20 protein-coding genes are annotated in these 17,409 nt (G+C 68.2%); 12 read left to right on the plus strand and 8 right to left on the minus strand.

What is annotated here, in order from left to right:
- Nucleotides 1–145: 145 nt before the first annotated feature.
- Together ACF8ME_RS18800 and ACF8ME_RS18805 are read left to right on the plus strand one after the other, a co-directional pair.
- Nucleotides 146–1,246 carry a sensor histidine kinase gene (locus tag ACF8ME_RS18800; protein ID WP_392417774.1) on the plus strand — a complete coding sequence of 367 codons (1,101 nt, stop codon included), beginning with the start codon at nucleotides 146–148 and terminating at the stop codon, nucleotides 1,244–1,246.
- A complete protein-coding gene (locus ACF8ME_RS18805; protein WP_047326096.1) occupies nucleotides 1,239–1,877 on the plus strand; it encodes a response regulator transcription factor in 639 nt (212 codons plus the stop codon). Before ACF8ME_RS18800 ends, ACF8ME_RS18805 begins: the two co-directional genes overlap by 8 nt.
- Nucleotides 1,878–1,927: 50 nt before the next feature.
- Here the strand turns inward: ACF8ME_RS18805 and ACF8ME_RS18810 are convergent, their stop codons facing one another.
- The 5 genes from ACF8ME_RS18810 to ACF8ME_RS18830 all read right to left on the minus strand — a co-directional run bounded on the left by ACF8ME_RS18810 (nucleotide 1,928) and on the right by ACF8ME_RS18830 (nucleotide 7,450).
- Entirely contained in the window at nucleotides 1,928–3,592 is a 1,665-nt protein-coding gene (locus ACF8ME_RS18810; protein ID WP_392417776.1) for an MFS transporter, read from the minus strand.
- Nucleotides 3,593–3,603: 11 nt separating this feature from the next.
- Nucleotides 3,604–5,502, minus strand: a complete 1,899-nt coding sequence (locus ACF8ME_RS18815; RefSeq protein ID WP_392417777.1) for an amidohydrolase — start codon at nucleotides 5,500–5,502, stop codon at nucleotides 3,604–3,606.
- A 124-nt stretch (nucleotides 5,503–5,626) separates the two neighbouring features.
- Nucleotides 5,627–5,899: a XapX domain-containing protein gene (locus ACF8ME_RS18820; protein WP_012203487.1), complete on the minus strand. Its 273-nt coding sequence runs from the start codon at nucleotides 5,897–5,899 to the stop codon at nucleotides 5,627–5,629.
- Between the two features lie 39 nt (nucleotides 5,900–5,938).
- Complete coding sequence (locus ACF8ME_RS18825; protein ID WP_016447949.1) at nucleotides 5,939–6,637, minus strand: hydrolase; 699 nt, start codon at nucleotides 6,635–6,637, stop codon at nucleotides 5,939–5,941.
- A gap of 108 nt (nucleotides 6,638–6,745) precedes the next feature.
- Nucleotides 6,746–7,450 carry a pirin family protein gene (locus ACF8ME_RS18830; RefSeq protein WP_154835588.1) on the minus strand — a complete coding sequence of 235 codons (705 nt, stop codon included), beginning with the start codon at nucleotides 7,448–7,450 and terminating at the stop codon, nucleotides 6,746–6,748.
- A gap of 102 nt (nucleotides 7,451–7,552) precedes the next feature.
- Between ACF8ME_RS18830 and ACF8ME_RS18835 the strand changes: the two genes are divergently transcribed.
- A complete protein-coding gene (locus tag ACF8ME_RS18835) occupies nucleotides 7,553–8,476 on the plus strand; it encodes a LysR family transcriptional regulator (RefSeq protein ID WP_034364263.1) in 924 nt (307 codons plus the stop codon).
- 38 nt (nucleotides 8,477–8,514) lie between these two features.
- Here ACF8ME_RS18835 and ACF8ME_RS18840 read toward each other — a convergent pair whose 3' ends face one another.
- Nucleotides 8,515–9,036 carry a YqaA family protein gene (locus ACF8ME_RS18840; protein WP_016447946.1) on the minus strand — a complete coding sequence of 174 codons (522 nt, stop codon included), beginning with the start codon at nucleotides 9,034–9,036 and terminating at the stop codon, nucleotides 8,515–8,517.
- Nucleotides 9,037–9,143: 107 nt separating this feature from the next.
- Here ACF8ME_RS18840 and ACF8ME_RS18845 point away from each other — a divergent pair, with 107 nt between their 5' ends.
- From ACF8ME_RS18845 to ACF8ME_RS18870, 6 genes are all read left to right on the plus strand, one after another.
- A complete protein-coding gene (locus tag ACF8ME_RS18845; RefSeq protein WP_392417780.1) occupies nucleotides 9,144–9,746 on the plus strand; it encodes a hypothetical protein in 603 nt (200 codons plus the stop codon).
- 143 nt (nucleotides 9,747–9,889) lie between these two features.
- Entirely contained in the window at nucleotides 9,890–10,960 is a 1,071-nt protein-coding gene (dusB, locus tag ACF8ME_RS18850; protein ID WP_392417782.1) for a tRNA dihydrouridine synthase DusB, read from the plus strand.
- The gene (locus ACF8ME_RS18855) at nucleotides 10,957–11,190 is read left to right on the plus strand and encodes a Fis family transcriptional regulator (RefSeq protein ID WP_016447943.1); all 234 of its coding nucleotides are present in this window, start codon (nucleotides 10,957–10,959) and stop codon (nucleotides 11,188–11,190) included. The genes dusB and ACF8ME_RS18855 overlap by 4 nt, the downstream gene beginning before the upstream one ends.
- A 44-nt stretch (nucleotides 11,191–11,234) precedes the next feature.
- The gene (gene purH / locus ACF8ME_RS18860) at nucleotides 11,235–12,833 is read left to right on the plus strand and encodes a bifunctional phosphoribosylaminoimidazolecarboxamide formyltransferase/IMP cyclohydrolase (protein ID WP_392417784.1); all 1,599 of its coding nucleotides are present in this window, start codon (nucleotides 11,235–11,237) and stop codon (nucleotides 12,831–12,833) included.
- Nucleotides 12,833–13,324 carry a c-type cytochrome gene (locus ACF8ME_RS18865; RefSeq protein ID WP_392417786.1) on the plus strand — a complete coding sequence of 164 codons (492 nt, stop codon included), beginning with the start codon at nucleotides 12,833–12,835 and terminating at the stop codon, nucleotides 13,322–13,324. The genes purH and ACF8ME_RS18865 overlap by 1 nt, the downstream gene beginning before the upstream one ends.
- Nucleotides 13,325–13,326: 2 nt before the next feature.
- Nucleotides 13,327–13,926 carry a DNA-3-methyladenine glycosylase I gene (locus ACF8ME_RS18870; protein ID WP_016453188.1) on the plus strand — a complete coding sequence of 200 codons (600 nt, stop codon included), beginning with the start codon at nucleotides 13,327–13,329 and terminating at the stop codon, nucleotides 13,924–13,926.
- Nucleotides 13,927–13,976: 50 nt separating this feature from the next.
- Here the strand turns inward: ACF8ME_RS18870 and hemL are convergent, their stop codons facing one another.
- Both hemL and ACF8ME_RS18880 read right to left on the minus strand, forming a co-directional pair.
- Nucleotides 13,977–15,293, minus strand: a complete 1,317-nt coding sequence (gene hemL / locus ACF8ME_RS18875) for a glutamate-1-semialdehyde 2,1-aminomutase (protein ID WP_392417788.1) — start codon at nucleotides 15,291–15,293, stop codon at nucleotides 13,977–13,979.
- Between the two features lie 74 nt (nucleotides 15,294–15,367).
- A complete protein-coding gene (locus ACF8ME_RS18880; protein ID WP_016453190.1) occupies nucleotides 15,368–16,327 on the minus strand; it encodes a bifunctional hydroxymethylpyrimidine kinase/phosphomethylpyrimidine kinase in 960 nt (319 codons plus the stop codon).
- Nucleotides 16,328–16,442: 115 nt separating this feature from the next.
- On the opposite strand from ACF8ME_RS18880, the gene ACF8ME_RS18885 reads away from it, so the two are divergent.
- Genes ACF8ME_RS18885 through ACF8ME_RS18895 form a run of 3 tightly spaced genes read left to right on the plus strand, consistent with a single transcriptional unit; the run spans nucleotide 16,443 to nucleotide 17,406 of the window.
- On the plus strand, nucleotides 16,443–16,595 hold the full coding sequence (locus ACF8ME_RS18885) for a rubredoxin (protein WP_017406135.1): 153 nt from the start codon (nucleotides 16,443–16,445) through the stop codon (nucleotides 16,593–16,595).
- Between the two features lie 47 nt (nucleotides 16,596–16,642).
- A complete protein-coding gene (locus ACF8ME_RS18890) occupies nucleotides 16,643–17,041 on the plus strand; it encodes a PleD family two-component system response regulator (protein WP_016447937.1) in 399 nt (132 codons plus the stop codon).
- Entirely contained in the window at nucleotides 17,041–17,406 is a 366-nt protein-coding gene (locus ACF8ME_RS18895; protein ID WP_016447936.1) for a PleD family two-component system response regulator, read from the plus strand. Before ACF8ME_RS18890 ends, ACF8ME_RS18895 begins: the two co-directional genes overlap by 1 nt.
- Nucleotides 17,407–17,409 lie beyond the last annotated feature (3 nt).

Consider the following 17,409-nt stretch of genomic DNA (forward strand, 5'->3'; position numbering starts at 1 on the left):
CTTCGGTGCGGGGCGTCCCTTCCTCGGTGTCCCTTGTTTTGGGTCGCGCCAGTATCGTACGGTTCGGGTATAGCTTGCATTCAGGTGCAGCGGCTTCTTGAATGAGAATTGGCAGCTGACAGTCCATTCCTTTTCCCTGCACGCCATGACCACCGCTCTGCGCCGCTTTCCCCATTGGCCCCGGGCCCTGATCCTGGCGGCCATGGGCGTCGCCATGGCCGCGATCTTCGCGCTGGACACGCTGACCGACTACGCCGTGGCGGCCGCCGTGTTCCACACCGCCATCATCCTGGTGGCGGTGCGCTGGTTCAGCCCGCGCGTGGTCATCGGCCTCACGGCGCTGTGCATCGTGCTGACCCTGGCCAGCTTTGCGCTCACGCCTGCCGGTGCCTATCGCACCGGACTGATCAACATGGTGATCAGCATCCTGGCCATTGCCATCACGGCCTATCTGGGCCTGAAGATGGTGGCGGCCCAGAACGCGGCCCATGCGGCGCGCACCCAGCTGATGCGCATCACCCAGACCACCAGCCTGGGGCAGTTGACGGCTTCCATCGCCCATGAGGTCAACCAGCCGCTGGGGGCCATCGTCACCAGCGGCAACGCCTGCCAGCGCTGGCTGGCCCAGGAGCCGCCCAACCTCGCCAAGGCCGGCCAGGCGCTGGAGCGCATCCTGGGCGATGCGCAGCGCGCCAGCGATGTCATCGCCCGCATCCGCAGCATGGCACGCGGAGACGCACCCAGCCGGCAGTCCTTCGACCTCAACGAGGCCGTGCGCGAAATGGCCCGCCTGTCCGTCGCAGAGCTGGACCGGCGCGGCGTGGCCCTGGACCTGCAGCTGGCGACCGCGCTGCAGCCGGCCTGGGCCGACCGCGTGCAGATCCAGCAGGTGCTGGCCAACCTGCTGCTCAATGCCATGGACGCCATGCAGCACACACCGGCCGCGCAGCGGCGCATCGCTATCGCCACGCAGGCCCTGGGCCAGCAGCTGGTGCTGACCGTGGCCGATGCGGGCGAAGGCCTGTCGCCGCTGGCCCGCACCCACCTGTTCGATGCCTTCTGGACCACCAAGCCCGACGGCATGGGCCTGGGCCTGAACATCTGCCGCCACATGGCCGAGGCCAACGGCGGCCGCATCTGGGCCACGGACCGCGAGGACGGGCGCGGGGGCACGGCTTTTCACGTCACCATCGCCTGCGCCCCGGCCACGGGCGCCAGGCCTTCCACGGGATTGCGCCATGGCTGAACCCTCCACCGCCGAAGCCGAGGCACTGGTCTACATCGTCGATGACGACCCCTCGGTGCGCGCAGCCATCGAGGACCTGCTGGCCTCGGTGGGCCTGTGCGTGCGCGCCTTCGGCGCCACGCGCGAGTTTCTGGACCACTGGCAGCGGCAGCCGCCGCAGGGACCGGCCTGCCTGGTGCTGGACATCCGCATGCCTGGGCAAAGCGGCATGGACTTCCGGCGCCAGATGCTGGAGCTGGGCCTGAAGCTGCCCACCATCTTCATCACCGGCCATGGCGACATTCCCATGAGCGTGGAGGCCATGAAGACCGGCGCCATCGAGTTCCTGACCAAGCCCTTCCGCGACCAGGACCTGCTCGACGCCATCCAGCAGGGCATTGCCCTGGACCGCCAGCGCCGTGCGCTGGACGCCGGCGAACAGGCGCTGCGCGCCTGCTGGCAGTCGCTGTCGCCCGGCGAGCAGGAAGTGGTCGTGGGCGTGGTGCGCGGCCTGCTGAACAAGCAGATCGCGGCAGACCTGGGCGTGAGCGAAATCACGGTGAAGGTGCGGCGTGGCCAGGCCATGCGCAAGATGCAGGTGCGCACGCTGGCCGACCTGGTGCGTGCGCTGGAGCGGCTGGATATCCGCTGAGGTGTCCTGGCAGGCCGGGCGCAGGCCAGGGGCAGGCCTGCCGCAACGCTTCAGTGGGCGTGGCCGTGCGCCGGTGCCTGCGCAGGCCCGCTCGCGGCACTGGCGGCATCCAGCGCCAGGAAGTGGTGGACCACGGGCCGCTCGGGGCCGATATGAAAGCGCAGCGCCTGGGCCTGCAGATCGGCATCGGCCCTGGACACGCGCTGGTGCTGGCGCAGATGCTCGGCCCAGGACTCCACCAGGAACCACTCGATCACCCGGCCCGGCTCGCCCGTGTGCTCGGCAATGCCCCAGGCATAGGCGCCGTCGCGCCGCCGCTCGCGCGCCACATGCTGCATGGCCTCGATGAAGGCTGGCAGGTCGTCGCGGCGCACCTGGTACTCCACCTGGATCATCACCGGGCCACGGTCATGGGCCACGGGTTCGGCCAGCAGCGGCTCGGGCCAGTGGTTGGAGGCCTGCAGGTCCGCCTCGCCCGTGGGCAGCTTGATGCGGTGGAACACCAGCGAGATCGCCACCAGGCCCGCCGCGCCGATCAGCAGCGCCGTGGGAATGCCCACGCCCTGTGCAAACAGCCCCCAGGCCAGGCTGCCGCCCGCCATGGCGCCGTTGAACACCATCAGGTAGATGGCCAGTCCCCGGCCGCGCACCCAGTTGGGCAGCACCGCCTGGGCCACGCCGTTGAGCGTGGTCAGCGCAATGATCCAGCCCAGGCCCAGCACCAGCATCAGCAGCACGGCGGCCCATTGCGGCGGCGCGGTGGACAGCGCGGCCATCACGGCGGCGCTGAGCACGGAGGACAGCAGCACCAGGCCATCGGCATCCAGCCTTTTGCGCAGGCGCGGCAGCAGCAGGGCGCCCAGGATGGCGCCTGCGCCCACGGCGCCCAGCATCACGCCGTAAAAGCCTGCCGAGCCGCCCAGCATGCGCCGCGCCACCAGCGGCAGCAGGGCCCAGACCGAGCTGGCGAAGAGGAAGAACACGGCGGCGCGCAGCAGCACCACATGCAGCTCGCGGCTGGAGCGGGCATAGCGCAGGCCTGCGCGGAATGCGCCGAAGAACTGCTCGTTCAGCGCCGATGCCTCGGCCTTGGGGCGCTTCCACCAGACCAGCGCGGCGATCACGAACACATAGCTGACCACGTCCGCACCATAGGCCGCCGCCGCGCCGAAGCTGGCCAGCAGCAGGCCGCCGGCCGCAGGGCCCAGGGCGCGTGCGATGTTGATGCCCAGCGAGTTCAGCGCCACCGCGTTCTTGAGGTCGCTGCGCGGCACCAGCTCGGGCACGATGGACTGCCAGGTCGGCCCCATCAGCGCCGCGCCTATGCCGCCCACGAAGGTCAGCGCCACCAGGTACTCCACGGTCAGCGTGTTGGTGCGGGCCAGCAGCAGCAGGCTGGCGCTGACGGCGGCCAGCAGGATCTGGATGCCGATCAGGAAGCGTCGGCGGTCCAGGATGTCCGACAGCACGCCGGCCGGAATCGCCAGCAGGAAGATGGGCAGCGTGGCCGCCGTCTGGATCAGGGCCACGGCGGCCGGGCTGGCCGACAGCTCGGTCACCATCCAGGAGCTGGCCACATCGCGCATGAAGCTGCCGATGTTGCCCAGCACCGTTGCCGCCCACAGCACGGCGAACACGGGCTGTCGCAGCGGCGCGAAGCTGCCGGAGGAACTGCCGGCAACAGCTGGGGCAGACGGCTTGGAATCGATGGACATGGCCTTGCTCCTCAGGCCATCCAGCAGGAGCAGCCCAGCGCGCCGAAGAAGCTTCGGGGGTCCGAGGTCGGCACGTTCGATGCCCAGGCGTCGGCATGGCGGTGGCCGTGCATGCCGCAGCTGGTGCCGCAGCCGCAGGCCGCCGCCAGGCTGCGGTAGCGCGCGGGGTTGAGCGAGTTCCTGCCCGCGCCCTCGGGCTCGCCCCAGGCGCCGTAGCCGCCGAAGCGCCGCACGGGCGACCAGTCGGGCATGGCCGGCGGCAGCGGGTTGTCGTCATGCTGCTGGAAGGGGCCTGCGCCATAGACCACGCGGCCGCCCACCACGGTGAGCTCGGAGGTGAGAAAGGAGATCTCGTCCTCGGGCACGGCGAAGTAGTCCTTGCTGGGCACGATCATGTCGGCCAGCTGGCCCACCTGGATGCGGCCGCGCAGGCCTTCCTCGTTGGAGAACCAGGCCACGTTCTCGGTCCACATGCGCAGCGCGGTCTCGCGGTCCAGCAGGTTGCGCTGGGGGTACATCTGCAGGCCGCCCACGGTCTTGCCCGTCACCATCCACGACAGAGACACCCAGGGGTTGTAGGAGGCCACGCGCGTGGCGTCCGTGCCGGCCGAGGTCTTCACGCCGCGCTCCAGGATCTTCTTGACGGGCGGCGTGGCCTCGGTGGCGCGTGCGCCGTAGCGTTCGGTGAAATACTCGCCCTGGTAGGCCATGCGGTGCTGCACGGCCACGCCGCCGCCCAGCGCCGCAATGCGGTCGATGGACTTGTCCGAAATGGTCTCGGCATGGTCGAAGAACCAGTTCAGGCCGTCGATGGGCGTGTCGCGGTGCACCTTCTCGAACACATCGAGCGCGCGCGAGATGGTCTCGTCATAGGTGGCATGCAGGCGCCACGGCCATTGGTTCTGCACCAGCACGCGCACCACTTCCTCCAGGTCGCCCTCCATGCTGGGCGGCATGTCGGGGCGCGGCTGGCGAAAGTCCTCGAAGTCGGCGGCCGAGTACACCAGCATCTCGCCCGCGCCGTTGTGGCGGAAATAGTCGTTGCCCTGCTTGTATTTCACGCTCTGCGTCCAGTTGAGGAAGTCGGCCTTCTCCTCCTTGGGCTTTTGCGTGAACAGGTTGTAGGCCAGGCGCACGGTGATCTGGTTGGCCTCGCTGAGCTTCTGGATCACCTCGTAGTCGTCGGGGTAGTTCTGAAAGCCGCCGCCCGCATCGATGACGCCGGTCACGCCCAGGCGGTTGAGTTCGCGCATGAAGTGGCGCGTGGAGTTGACCTGGTAGTCCAGCGGCAGCTTGGGACCCTTGGCCAGCGTGGCATAGAGGATGGTGGCGTTGGGCTTGGCCAGCAGCAGGCCCGTGGGGTTGCCGTTGGCATCGCGCGTGATCTCGCCGCCTGCTGGCTCGGGCGTGTCGCGGGTGTAGCCCACGGCGCGCAGGGCGGCCGCGTTGAGCAGGGCGCGGTCATACAGGTGCAGCAGGAACACCGGCGTGTCGGGCGCGATGGCGTTGATCTCCTCGATGGTGGGCAGGCGCTTTTCCACGAACTGGTGTTCGGTGAAACCGCCGACCACGCGCACCCACTGCGGCGCGGGCGTGTTGGCCACCTGGCGCTTGAGCATGTCCAGCGCATCGGCCAGCGAGCGCACGCCGTCCCAGCGCAGCTCCAGGTTGAAATTCAGGCCGCCGCGGATCACGTGCGTATGGTTGTCGAACAGGCCGGGCAGCACGCTGCGGCGCTGCAGATCGATGCGGCGCGTGCCGCTGCCGGCCAGGGCCAGCACCTCGGCGTCCGTGCCCACGGCGATGAACCGGCCGTCCTTCACGGCCACGGCGGTGGCCGTGGGCTGGGCCTTGTTCAGCGTGGTGAAGCGGCCATTGTGGAAGATGACTTCGGGCGTGGAATCGGACATGGAGGCTCCTTGGCGAGCGTTGGTGGTGCAACCCAGCAGTCCACCCATGGCAAGGGTGGCGGCGGAGCCCAGGACTTTTCTGCGCGTGGTCATGGTGCAGTTTTCTTGGAGCGAGGGGGAGGGGTCAGCCGTGGTGCCGATCGGCATCGGCATCGGCGTTCTTGCGGCCGGGCAGCTGGCCCAGCACATGCTCGGTGGCCTGCGTCTTGCTGCAGGCGCTGCGCAGGTCCATGCCCTGCAGCAGGTGCCGGCCCACGGGCACGATCTGCTCGCCGGCCAGGATGCCCAGCAGGCCGACCAGGGCCACCAGCGGCGGTGCGGGCGAGCGCACCTGCAGCAGGCTGTAGACCACGCCGACCAGCAGGCCGGCCCCAAGGGAAAGTGCATAGAGCTTCATGGCGAGACTCCTTTGGCGGGCCGGCGGCGGCGCTGGTGCTCAGGCCTTGGCGGGGTTCGGGCCCACGGTCTCGCCATGCTGCACGCGCTCGGCGGCCTTGTGCACCATGGTGTAGGCATAGTCCACGCCCATGCCGTAGGCGCCGGAATGCTCGCGCACGATGTCCATCACCGCGTCATAGGTCTCGCGGCGGGCCCAGTCGCGCTGCCATTCCAGCAGCACCTGCTGCCAGGTCACGGGCACCACGCCGGCCTGCACCATGCGGTCCATGGCGTAGTTGTGGGCGTCCAGCGACGTGCCGCCCGAGGCGTCGGCCACCATGTAGATCTCGTAGTCCGTGTCATGCAGGGCCGACAGGGCGAAGGTGGTGTTGCACACCTCGGTCCACAGGCCGGAGACCACGATCTTCTTGCGGCCCTGGGCGGCGTTGGCGGCCAGCGCATCCCGCACGTTCTGGTCGTCCCAGGAATTCATGGAGCTGCGCTCCAGCAGCCTGTGCTCGGGGAACACGGCCAGCAGTTCGGGATAGGTGTGGCCGGAGAAGCTGCCCGTCTCCACCGTGGTGATGGTGGCGGGAATGTCGAAGGCCTTGGCCGCCTTGGCCAGGCCCACCACATTGTTCTTGAGCACCTGGCGGTCGATGGACTGCACGCCGAAGGCCATCTGGGGCTGCTGGTCGATGAAGATGATCTGGCTGTTGGCGGGGGTCAGGACTTCGAGGTACTTGCGGTCGGTCATGGTGATCTCCTGTGAGGCAGTGGGTTGGGTGAAGGAAGGGACAGCGGAAATTCGGAAAGACAGTTGGGGCAGGTGGGCCCCGGCCGGAGCCGGGGCGGCAAGGGCGCTTCAGCGCGCCGTGTCGACGAGCACCAGCTCGGCGTCGGTCAGGGCCGTGACGCGCAGGGTCTCGACGTCGCTGATGGCGGCGCCGTCGCGCTCCTGCAGCGTCACGCCGTCGATCTGCACCGAGCCGCTGGCCGGCACCAGGTAGCCCAGGCGGTCGCGGCCGATGCGGTACTCCGTGCTCTCGCCGGCCTTGAGCGTGGCGCCCAGCACCCGGGCGGCGGTGCGGATGGGCAGGGCGTCCTCGTCACCGGGCAGGCCGCTGGCCAGGGCCACGAAGCTGCCCGAGCGCTCGCCCTTGGGGAAGGGCTTGGCACCCCAGGACGGGGGCTGCTGGCCGCGCTCGTCGGGCATGATCCAGATCTGGAAGATCCGCGTCGTGTCCTTTTCCTGGTTGTATTCCGAGTGGCGGATGCCGGTGCCCGCGCTCATCACCTGCACATCGCCCGCTTCGGTGCGGCCCTTGTTGCCCAGGCTGTCCTGGTGGGTGATGGCGCCTTCACGGACATAGGTGATGATTTCCATGTTGGCGTGGGCATGGGGCGGGAAACCCGTGCCGGCGGCGATGGTGTCGTCGTTCCACACCCGCAGCGCGCCCCAGCCCATGCGGGCCGGATCGTGGTAGCCGGCGAAGGAAAAGTGGTGCTTGGCATCGAGCCAGCCGTGGTTGGCACCGCCAAGGGCTTGGAAGGGACGGCGTTCGATCATGGTGTTCTCCTGCTGCGTTGTGTGTTGCGATGGATGAACTTTATGTTTTGCCGATCAAGAAGAGAATAGAAAATATGCAAAGACATCTATTCCAAAACTTTCATGCCAAGACTTCCTGACCTCGAAGCCTGGGCCGTCTTCGCCAAGGTGGCCGAGACAGGCTCCTTCGCCAAGGCCGCCGCCGAGCTGGGCGTCTCCCAGCCCACCATCTCCAAGGCCATCACGCGGCTGGAGACGCGGCTCAGGACCAGCCTGTTGCACCGCACCTCGCGGCGCATGTCGCTGACGGCCGGCGGCCAGGCCTCTCTGGAGCGGGCCGCGCGCATCCTGGCCGAGGGCGAGGCCGTGGAGGCCGAGATCAGCGAGCAGTCCAAGAGCCTGCGCGGCCCCATCCGCATTGCGGCGCCCATGTCGTTCGGCATCTCGCACCTGGCGCCGGCCGTGCCCGCCTTCATGGCCGAGCATCCCGAGGTCACGCTGGACCTGCACTTCAGCGACGAGCTGATCGACGTCGTGGCCCAGGGCTTCGACATCGCGCTGCGCATCTCCTCGCTGCCCGACTCCAGCCTGCTGGCGCGGCGCCTGTGCACGGTGCGCCTGCTGCTGGTGGGATCACCCGAATACTTCGAGCGCCACGGCCGCCCCACCCATCCGCGCGAGCTGGCGCAGCACCGGGCGCTGCGCTATGTGCACAGCCGCCTGGGCGAGGCCTGGCGCTTCGTGCATGCGCGCCGCGGCGAGTTCGCCCAGGTCGTGCCCACGGCCATGCGCGTGAACAATGCCGAGGGCCTGGCGCCGGCCCTGCGCGCCGGGCTGGGCCTGGCCCTGCAGCCCGAATTCCTGGCCTGGGAGGATTTGCAATCGGGTGCGCTGCAGACCTGCATGGACGACTGGCAGGTGCCCTCCATCGCCCTGCACATCGTCACGCCGCCGGGGCGCGCCCGGCCGGCGCGCGTGCAGGCGCTCATCGATTTCCTGGCCGCGCATTTCGCGCTGGCGCCCTGGGCGCGCGAGCCGCAGGCGTAGATCGCAAAAGGGGAGGGCTTCGGTGGGGGGCTTCGGCCTCAGCTGGCCCAGGAGGCCGGCAGCAGCTGCAGCAGCACCACCGTCATCACCACATAGCGCAGGAACTTGCCGATGGCCATGTAGAACACGCAGGGCCAGAACGGCAGGCGCAGCCAGCCGGCCACGGCGCACAGCGGATCGCCCACCACGGGCAGCCAGCTCAGCAGGCAGGCCTTTGCGCCCAGGCGGCGCAGCCAGACGCGGGCGCGGCGCTCGTGGCGTGACAGATTGCGCGGCGGCTTGGCCCGTTCAGGCGGCAGCCCGGCCAGCCGCCGCTCGCGTGCCGCGCGCCAGGCCTTGTGCGCGCCCAGGCCCATCCACCAGCTGATGGCCCCGCCCAGCGTATTGCCGGCCGTGGCCACGAAAACCGTCTGCCAGAACAGGTCGGGATTGAGCTGGAGCAGGCCGACCACCGCAGGCTCCGAGCCCAGCGGCAGCAGCGTGGCCGAGATCAGGGCCACGATGAACACGGTGCTGAGGCCGAACTGCGGCAGCGCCAGCCAGCCCAGCAATTGATGCATCCAGACTTCCATAGGTGCTGCCAAGTGTAGGTCTGCGCTGGCTGACGCCTTGTCGGCCTGAAGCTATCGTGGGGCCTGGTCCGGAACCACAAAGAACAGGGGGCGTCATGCAGACAGGGCGGATTGCAGGATGGGCGGGATGGGCGGCATTGGGAATGGCAGCAGCCGGCCTGGCCGGCTGCGCCGCGTTGCAGCCATCGCCAGGCAAGGACACCACCGTGGTGGCACAGGCCGCTGCCCAGGCGCCGCCGACCCAGGAGGCCGCACCGACCTCGGCCTGGGGCAAGGCGCTGCAGGCCAAGGGCTGCACCCTGCCGGACCCGGCCGTGGCCGACAGGCTGGAGCAGCTGCAGCGCGAGCTGGAGCCTCTGGGCCTGGAGCCGCGTCTGCAAGGCTGCGTGAGCCTGGACGGGTCCGAGCCCGGCCCGGCCCTGGTGCTGGACGCCTGGGTGACCGACGGGCGCAAGGCCATGGCCGTGGTGCGCGGCCCGCTGGCCGACGGCGAGGCGCTGGACCTGGGGCTTGAGGCTGGGCTGCACGCAGCCGGGCCGCAGAAAGCCGGGCTGCAGAAGGTCGGCCTGCGCCCCATGCCCGACGACCAGGTCTCTCCCGACGTGCAATTCAACCGCCGCTGGTGGCAGGGCCGGCTCGGCGCCTACGGGCTGCAGGCCGTTCCGGGCCAGGTGCGCACCTTCGTTCCCACACCATGAAACCGCTGCGCTGTCTTGTTTTCGCCGCTTGGCCGCCTTGACGGCCCGGTTTTAGCCCTGCTGAAAATTTGGGCAGGTACAATCTTGGTCCTTTGTTGCCGCCCGTTTTGTGATCGGCGCGCGCGTTTTCTCCGGCTTTCCCGATGTCCTCCCTTCCCCTGTCCATAGGCCCCCATGCCCTGGCCAACCGCCTGTTCGTCGCCCCCATGGCGGGGGTGACGGATCGGCCGTTCCGCCAGCTGTGCAAGGCCCTGGGCGCGGGCTATGCGGTCAGCGAGATGGTGACTTCGCGCAAGGACCTGTGGAACAGCCTCAAGACCTCGCGCCGTGCCAACCATGAAGGCGAGCCCGGGCCCATCGCGGTGCAGATCGCGGGCACGGACGCCGAGATGATGGCCGAGGCCGCGCGCTACAACCTGGACCGCGGCGCCCAGATCATCGACATCAACATGGGCTGCCCGGCCAAGAAGGTCTGCAACAAATGGGCCGGCTCGGCCCTGATGCAGAACGAGGCCCTGGCCGTGGAGATTGCCCAGGCTGTGGTAGAGGCCTGCGCCCCGCACGGCGTGCCCGTCACGCTGAAGATGCGCACCGGCTGGTGCGACGCGCACAGGAACGCCGTGGTGCTGGCCCGCCGCTTCGAGGAGGTGGGCATACAGATGCTCACCGTGCACGGCCGCACGCGCGAGCAGGGTTACAAGGGCTTTGCCGAGTACGACACCATCGCTGCCGTCAAGGCGGCGGTGCGCGTGCCTGTGGTGGCCAATGGCGACATCACCGGCCCCGAGAAGGCGCGCGACGTGCTCGCCTACACGGGCGCCGATGCCGTGATGATCGGCCGCGCCGCCCAGGGCCGGCCGTGGATCTTCCGCGAGATCGCGCACTTCCTGGCCACGGGCGAGCACATGGCCCCGCCCCTGGTGGCCGAGCTGCGCCGGCTGCTGCTGGAGCATCTGCAGGACCACTACAGCCTGTACGGCGAAGGCACCGGCGTGCGCAGTGCGCGCAAGCACATCGCCTGGTACCTGCGCAGCCTGCCGGGCGGCGAGGCATTCAGACAACACATCAACACCATCGAGGACTGCGCGGTGCAATGGCAGGCCGTGGCCGACTATCTGGACGCCCTGGGCGCGCAGATGGACCGGATACCAGCCGCCATCGATGCCGGTGCCACAAGCGCCGAATTCGCAGAGCTCGCAGGAATGACAGTATGAGCAACCAGAACATCGAACAATGCGTGCGTGAAAGCCTGGAGGGGTACTTCCGCGATCTCGACGGCGAAAAGCCCAATGGCATGTACGACATGCTGATCCACCTGGTCGAAAAGCCGCTGCTGGAAGTGGTGATGAGCCAGGCCGACAACAACCAGTCCCGCGCCGCCGACTGGCTGGGCCTGAACCGCAACACGCTGCGCAAGAAGCTGCTTGAGCACGACATGCTCTGAGCGGCACGAATTCCCCTTTTTTCAAACTCCCTGCACCGACGCCCATGAACGCCCTGCTCTCCGTCTCTGACAAGACCGGTATTGTCGAATTCGCCCAAGGCCTGCACGCCCTGGGCATCAAGCTGCTGTCCACCGGCGGCACCGCCAAGCTGCTGGCCGAGGCCGGCCTGCCCGTGACCGAGGTGGCCGAAGTCACCCAGTTCCCCGAGATGCTGGACGGCCGCGTCAAGACCCTGCACCCCAAGGTCCACGGCGGCCTGCTGGCGCGCCGCGAGCTGCCCGCCCACATGGCGGCCCTCAAGGAGCACGGCATCGACACCATCGACCTGCTGGTGGTGAACCTCTACCCCTTCGAGGCCACCGTGGCCAAGGCCGGCTGCACGCTGGCCGACGCCATCGAGAACATCGACATCGGCGGCCCGGCCATGGTGCGCTCTGCCGCCAAGAACTGGGCCGACGTGGGCGTGATCACCGATGCCGGCCAGTACGAGGCCGTGCTGGCCGAACTCAAGGCCAATGGAAAGCTGTCCGACAAGCTGCGCTTTGCGCTGTCCGTGGCCGCCTTCAACCGCATTGCCCAGTACGACGGCGCCATCAGCGACTACCTGTCCAGCGTGAAGTTCGAGGACGACAAGCTCTCCGAAGCCTACGTGCCCGAGCGCAGCCCCTTCCCCGGCCAGAGCAACGGCCACTTCACCAAGGTGCAGGACCTGCGCTACGGCGAAAACAGCCACCAGCAGGCCGCCCTGTACCGCGACCTGTATCCGGCTCCCGGCTCCCTGGTCACGGGCGAGCAGCTGCAGGGCAAGGAGCTGTCGTACAACAACATCGCCGACGCCGACGCCGCCTGGGAATGCGTCAAGAGCTTCGAGCAGCCTGCCTGCGTGATCGTCAAGCACGCCAACCCCTGCGGCGTGGCCGTGGGCAAGGACGCGCACGAAGCCTATGCCAAGGCCTTCCAGACCGACCCCACCAGCGCCTTCGGCGGCATCATCGCCTTCAACCGCACGGTGGACAAGGCAGCGGCCGAGGCCGTGGTCAAGCAGTTCGTCGAGGTGCTGATGGCCCCCGACTTCACGGCCGAGGCGCTGGAAATCTTCAAGCCCAAGGTCAATGTGCGCCTGATGAAGATCGCCCTGCCGGCCGGCGGCGAGCGCTCCTGGGACCAGGGCCGCAACGCCATGGACGCCAAGCGCGTCGGCTCGGGCCTGCTGCTGCAGACCGCCGACAACCATGAGCTGGCCCTGGCCGACCTCAAGGTCGTCACCGTCAAGCAGCCTACGCCCGAAGAACTGCAGGACCTGCTGTTCGCCTGGAAGGTCGCCAAGTACGTCAAGAGCAATGCCATCGTGTTCTGCAAGAACGGCATGACCATGGGCGTGGGCGCAGGCCAGATGAGCCGCCTGGACTCGGCGCGCATCGCCTCCATCAAGGCCGAGGCCGCCAAGCTGAGCCTGCAGGGCACGGTCGTGGCCAGCGATGCCTTCTTCCCCTTCCGCGACGGCCTGGACGTGGTCGTTGACGCAGGCGCCACCTGCGTGGCCCAGCCCGGCGGCTCCATGCGCGACCAGGAAGTCATTGACGCCGCCAACGAGCGCGGCGTCGCCATGGTCTTCACCGGCGTGCGCCACTTCCGCCACTGATGGCCGGCCAACTGCCTCCTGACGCAGACGACGAGGGCGACGACGCCCCCCACCGGCCCCGCTGGCTGGGCTGGGCGCTCGTGGTCTTCATGCTGCTGGTGGCTCTGGGTGTCTTCAACATCGGCTGGCGCATCATGCGCGGGCCGGCTGTCGGGGCCACCACGGCGGCGGCCAATGCGGCCCCGGCCGCCGCTGCCGTGACAGCCGACGCGCAGCTGGCCGCCGGCAAGGCCCTGGTGGAAGGCAATGACTGCCTGCGCTGCCACGGCCTGGTGCGCCACTACGTGGGCCCGTCCTTCCAGCAGATCGCCGAGCGCTACCGGGCCCGCGAAGATGCCGCCGACTACCTGGCGCGCAAGATCCGCGAGGGCGGGGCCGGCGAATGGGGCCGCGCCATCATGCCGCGCCACCCGCACATCGATACGGCGCAATCCCTGCAGATGGCGGCCTGGCTGCTGTCCCTCCCTTCTCCCGAACCCGGGAAATCCTGACCATGTCCCGCCTGTTCACCGCCCCCGACGGCCGGCCGCGCTGCCACTGGTGCGCGGCCACGGACAGCTACCTGGCCTACCACGACCGTGAATGGGGCTTTCCCGTCACCGACGACCGGCGCCTGTTCGAGAAGCTCAGCCTAGAAGGCTTCCAGTCCGGCCTGAGCTGGCTGACCATCCTCAACAAGCGCGAGAACTTCCGCGCGGCCTTTGCGGGCTTCGACTTCCACCAGGTCGCGCGCTTCACCGAAGACGACGTGCTGCGGCTGCTGGGCGATGCGGGCATCGTGCGGCATCGCGGCAAGATCGAGGCCGTGATCAACAACGCGCAGCGGGCGCTGGAGATGGTGGAGGCGCAAGGCTCGCTGTCGGCCTTCTTCTGGCGCCATGCGCCGGAGCCTGTGCAGGCTTCGGGGCCTGTGTCGGAGACGGCCGAGTCCCGGGCGCTGTCCAAGGAGCTGAAGAAGCTCGGTTGGAAGTTCGTGGGGCCTACGACTGTCTACTCGTTCATGCAGGCCATGGGCCTGGTCAACGACCATGCGCAGGGCTGTGCCGTGCGCGATGAGGTCGAACAGGCGCGCCAGGCTTTTCTTCGGCCCTGACGTGAAAAGAGCCCGCAAGGGCGGGCTCGATCGGCAGGTACGGGCCAGCGTCAGAGCGTCTTGAACACTTCGCGCGCGGCTTCGATGGTCTTGTCGATGTCCTCGTCCGTGTGCGCGGCGCTCACGAAGCCGGCCTCGTACAGGGCGGGTGCGAAGTAGTGGCCGCGCTCCAGCATGCCGTGGAAGAAGCGGTTGAAGCGTGCGCCATCGGTCTTCATGACCTCGGTCCAGGTGCTGGGCAGCTCGGGCAGCAGGTAGAAGCCGAACAGGCCGCCCTGGTGGTCCACGCTGAAGGGCACGCCGGCGGCGTCGGCCTCGGCCTTGAAGCCGGCCATCAGGCGGCCGGTCTTCGCGTGCAGGGCGTCGTGGAAGCCCGGCTCGCTGATCAGCTCCAGCGTCTTGAGGCCGCAGGCCGTGGCAATGGGGTTGCCCGACAGGGTGCCTGCCTGGTAGACCGGGCCCAGGGGCGAGAGCTTTTCCATGATCTCGCGGCGCGCGCCGAAGGCCGCCATGGGCATGCCGCCGCCGATGACCTTGCCCAGCACGGTGATGTCGGGCGCAAAGCCTTCGATCTGCTGGGCGTACAGGCTCTGGGCGCTGCCCAGGGCCACGCGAAAGCCGGTCATCACCTCGTCGTAGACCATCAGCGCGCCATGCTCGCGCGTGAGTTCGCGGATGCGGCGCGTGAAGGGCACGCTGGCGCGCACGAAGTTCATGTTGCCGGCAATGGGCTCCATGATCACGCCGGCGATCTGATCGCCGAACTGGGCGAAGGCCTCCTCGAGCTGGCCCACGTCGTTGTATTCCAGCACCACGGTGTCCTTGACCACGTCCTGCGGCACGCCGGCCGAGGAGGAGGCGCCAAAGGTCGCCAGGCCCGAGCCGGCCTTGACCAGCAGGGCGTCGGCATGGCCGTGGTAGCAGCCGTTGAACTTGATGATCTTGTTGCGGCCCGTGAAGCCGCGCGCCAGGCGCAGCGCGCTCATGCCGGCCTCGGTGCCCGAGCTGACCATGCGCACCATGTCCATGGAGGGCATGAGCGAGAGGATCTTCTCGGCCAGCACCACCTCGCGCTCCGTGGGGGCGCCGAAGGAGAAGCCTTCCAGCGCGGCGGCCTGCACGGCGGCCATCACCTCGGGGTGGCCGTGGCCCAGGATCATCGGACCCCAGGAGCCGATGTAGTCGGTGAACTGCTGGGCGTTCTCGTCCCAGAAATGCGCGCCCTGGGCACGGCGCACGAAGCGCGGCGTGCCGCCCACGGCGTTGAAGGCGCGCACGGGCGAATTCACGCCGCCGGGGATCACGGCCTTGGCGCGTTCGAACAGGGGAATATTCAGGTCAGTGGTCATAGTGCAGGAGTCTGCCATGTGCGGGGTACAAGCCAGAGGTGCCAAGCCAAGGGCCTGTGCCGGCCGCGCACCCGCTCAGGCGGCGGCCTGCCTCAATGCTTGGTGTCATGAGGGGGCATCACGAAGCCTTCGATGGCCTGGGTGTCGGGGTCCAGTTCGGCGAGGGGCTCGGCGGCGGCCTCGGCGTCTTCATCCTCGGGCTCGGGCTGGGCCCAGAACATGCGGTCCGGGATGTAGTGGCCCATGCCGGGGCGAAAGCCGCTGTCCAGGCTGCGGTCCAGGTACTCCAGCGCCTCCTGCGTGGCCAGCCCCAGGTCGTTGCCGCTGGCCACCAGGGCCGTCAGCGCGGCCGACAGGGTGTCGCCCGAGCCGGTGAAGGTGGCGTCGAACATCTCGTACTTGCTGTTGCCCAGCACCGACTGCGCCGTGGCCAGCACGTTGTCCACGAACTGGTCGGGCAGGGGAATGCCGGTGACCAGCACGTAGGGCACTTCCAGGGCCTCGGCCGCCATGGCGATGTCGCGCGCCGTGGGGCTGCGGCTGTTGGTCCAGTCGGGCAGCAGCCAGCGCGACAGCGTACTGTGGCTTCCAACCAACACAGACGTTTGCGGAAGAACAAGTTCCTTGAGGGCGTCCATGTACTGGTCGAGCGGGTCTTCCTCCCACCACGACAGGTCGGGCATGTAACAGACGATGGGGATGTCGGGGTAGTCGGAGGCGATCTCGGCAATCGCTGCCAGGTTGCCCGGGCTGCCCACGAAACCGACCTTGATGGCGGACACGGGAATGTCCTCCAGCACGGCGCGCGCCTGCTCGGCCACGGCCTCGTCGTCAAAGGGAAAATGCTCGAAGATCTTGGCCGAATCGCGTGCGTAGGCACCCGTGACCACGGGCAGCGGATGGCCGCCGACCGAGGCGATGGTGGCGATATCGGCCGACAGGCCGCCCGCCCCGCTGGGGTCGCTGGCGTTGAAGACCAGCACGCAGACGGGCGCGGTTTCGTCCATCGGCTCGGTGTCGGGACTGGGGGAGTTGGAGGGGTTCAATGCCATGGCTCAGCCCAGTGTGCGCCCCGCCAGCGAAGGCCGTGGCGGGTGGTTGTGACTAGATACAATCGTTGCATTCTATGTGAAGGCCCTTTAAGCTGTGACCGACCCCAAAACTTGGATGTGCTTGATCTGCGGGTGGATCTATGACGAGGCGCAAGGCTGCCCCGAGCATGGCATCGCACCCCAGACGCGTTGGGAAGACGTGCCCATGAACTGGACCTGTCCCGAGTGCGGAGCACGTAAAGAAGACTTTGAGATGGTCGAAATCTGAGCGCGGGACCACCCGCGCCGACTCATACATTTCCGGGAGGTTTCTCAGTGACGACATCGGGCGCACCCTTGCGCGTACTCGTGGTGGATGACAGCAATACCATCCGCCGCAGCGCAGAAATCTTCCTCAAGCAGGGCGGGCACGAAGTGCTCCTGGCCGACGACGGCTTCGACGCACTGTCCAAGGTCAACGACTACCAGCCCCAGCTGATCTTCTGCGACATCCTCATGCCCAAGCTGGACGGCTACCAGACCTGCGCCATCATCAAGCGCAACGCGCGCTTTGCTGACACGCCTGTGGTCATGCTCTCGTCCAAGGACGGCGTATTCGACAAGGCGCGCGGGCGCATGGTGGGCTGCCAGGACTACCTCACGAAACCCTTCACCAAAGACCAGCTGCTGCAGGCCGTGGAGCAGTTCGGCAAGCAAACCATAGGAGCACTTTGATGCCCATCCGCAAAGTCCTGGTCGTGGACGACTCCAAGACCGAACTGATGTTTCTGTCCGACATGCTGCAAAAGCAGGGCCTGCAGGTACGCACGGCCGAGAATGGCGAAGAGGCCATGCGCAGCCTGGCCGAAGACCGTCCCGACCTGATCCTGATGGACGTGGTCATGCCCGGCCAGAACGGCTTTCAACTGACGCGTGCCATCACGCGCGACCCGCTGTACGCCGACCTGCCCATCATCATGTGCACCAGCAAGAACCAGGAGACCGACCGGGTCTGGGGCATGCGCCAGGGTGCGCGGGACTACATCACCAAGCCTGTGGATGCAGACGAGCTGCAGGCCAAGATCGCGGCGCTGAACTGATCT

Origin of the sequence: Delftia sp. WSY_7, assembly GCF_043104845.1 — a bacterium.
Lineage (GTDB): Bacteria > Pseudomonadota > Gammaproteobacteria > Burkholderiales > Burkholderiaceae_C > Comamonas > Comamonas tsuruhatensis.

Excerpts from the sequence above, each read along its gene's own strand:
- ACF8ME_RS18810 (WP_392417776.1), bottom strand. The coding sequence starts at position 3,592 with ATGTCCATCGATTCCAAGCCGTCTGCCCCAGCTGTTGCCGGCAGTTCC.
- ACF8ME_RS18880 (WP_016453190.1), bottom strand. The coding sequence starts at position 16,327 with ATGGCATTGAACCCCTCCAACTCCCCCAGTCCCGACACCGAGCCGATG.
- dusB (WP_392417782.1), top strand. The coding sequence starts at position 9,890 with ATGTCCTCCCTTCCCCTGTCCATAGGCCCCCATGCCCTGGCCAACCGC.
- ACF8ME_RS18830 (WP_154835588.1), bottom strand. The coding sequence starts at position 7,450 with ATGATCGAACGCCGTCCCTTCCAAGCCCTTGGCGGTGCCAACCACGGC.
- ACF8ME_RS18865 (WP_392417786.1), top strand. The coding sequence starts at position 12,833 with ATGGCCGGCCAACTGCCTCCTGACGCAGACGACGAGGGCGACGACGCC.
- ACF8ME_RS18870 (WP_016453188.1), top strand. The coding sequence starts at position 13,327 with ATGTCCCGCCTGTTCACCGCCCCCGACGGCCGGCCGCGCTGCCACTGG.
- ACF8ME_RS18800 (WP_392417774.1), top strand. The coding sequence starts at position 146 with ATGACCACCGCTCTGCGCCGCTTTCCCCATTGGCCCCGGGCCCTGATC.
- ACF8ME_RS18815 (WP_392417777.1), bottom strand. The coding sequence starts at position 5,502 with ATGTCCGATTCCACGCCCGAAGTCATCTTCCACAATGGCCGCTTCACC.
- ACF8ME_RS18885 (WP_017406135.1), top strand. The coding sequence starts at position 16,443 with ATGTGCTTGATCTGCGGGTGGATCTATGACGAGGCGCAAGGCTGCCCC.
- ACF8ME_RS18855 (WP_016447943.1), top strand. The coding sequence starts at position 10,957 with ATGAGCAACCAGAACATCGAACAATGCGTGCGTGAAAGCCTGGAGGGG.
- ACF8ME_RS18895 (WP_016447936.1), top strand. The coding sequence starts at position 17,041 with ATGCCCATCCGCAAAGTCCTGGTCGTGGACGACTCCAAGACCGAACTG.
- ACF8ME_RS18835 (WP_034364263.1), top strand. The coding sequence starts at position 7,553 with ATGCCAAGACTTCCTGACCTCGAAGCCTGGGCCGTCTTCGCCAAGGTG.
- hemL (WP_392417788.1), bottom strand. The coding sequence starts at position 15,293 with ATGGCAGACTCCTGCACTATGACCACTGACCTGAATATTCCCCTGTTC.
- purH (WP_392417784.1), top strand. The coding sequence starts at position 11,235 with ATGAACGCCCTGCTCTCCGTCTCTGACAAGACCGGTATTGTCGAATTC.
- ACF8ME_RS18825 (WP_016447949.1), bottom strand. The coding sequence starts at position 6,637 with ATGACCGACCGCAAGTACCTCGAAGTCCTGACCCCCGCCAACAGCCAG.
- ACF8ME_RS18820 (WP_012203487.1), bottom strand. The coding sequence starts at position 5,899 with ATGAAGCTCTATGCACTTTCCCTTGGGGCCGGCCTGCTGGTCGGCGTG.
- ACF8ME_RS18805 (WP_047326096.1), top strand. The coding sequence starts at position 1,239 with ATGGCTGAACCCTCCACCGCCGAAGCCGAGGCACTGGTCTACATCGTC.
- ACF8ME_RS18840 (WP_016447946.1), bottom strand. The coding sequence starts at position 9,036 with ATGCATCAATTGCTGGGCTGGCTGGCGCTGCCGCAGTTCGGCCTCAGC.
- ACF8ME_RS18845 (WP_392417780.1), top strand. The coding sequence starts at position 9,144 with ATGCAGACAGGGCGGATTGCAGGATGGGCGGGATGGGCGGCATTGGGA.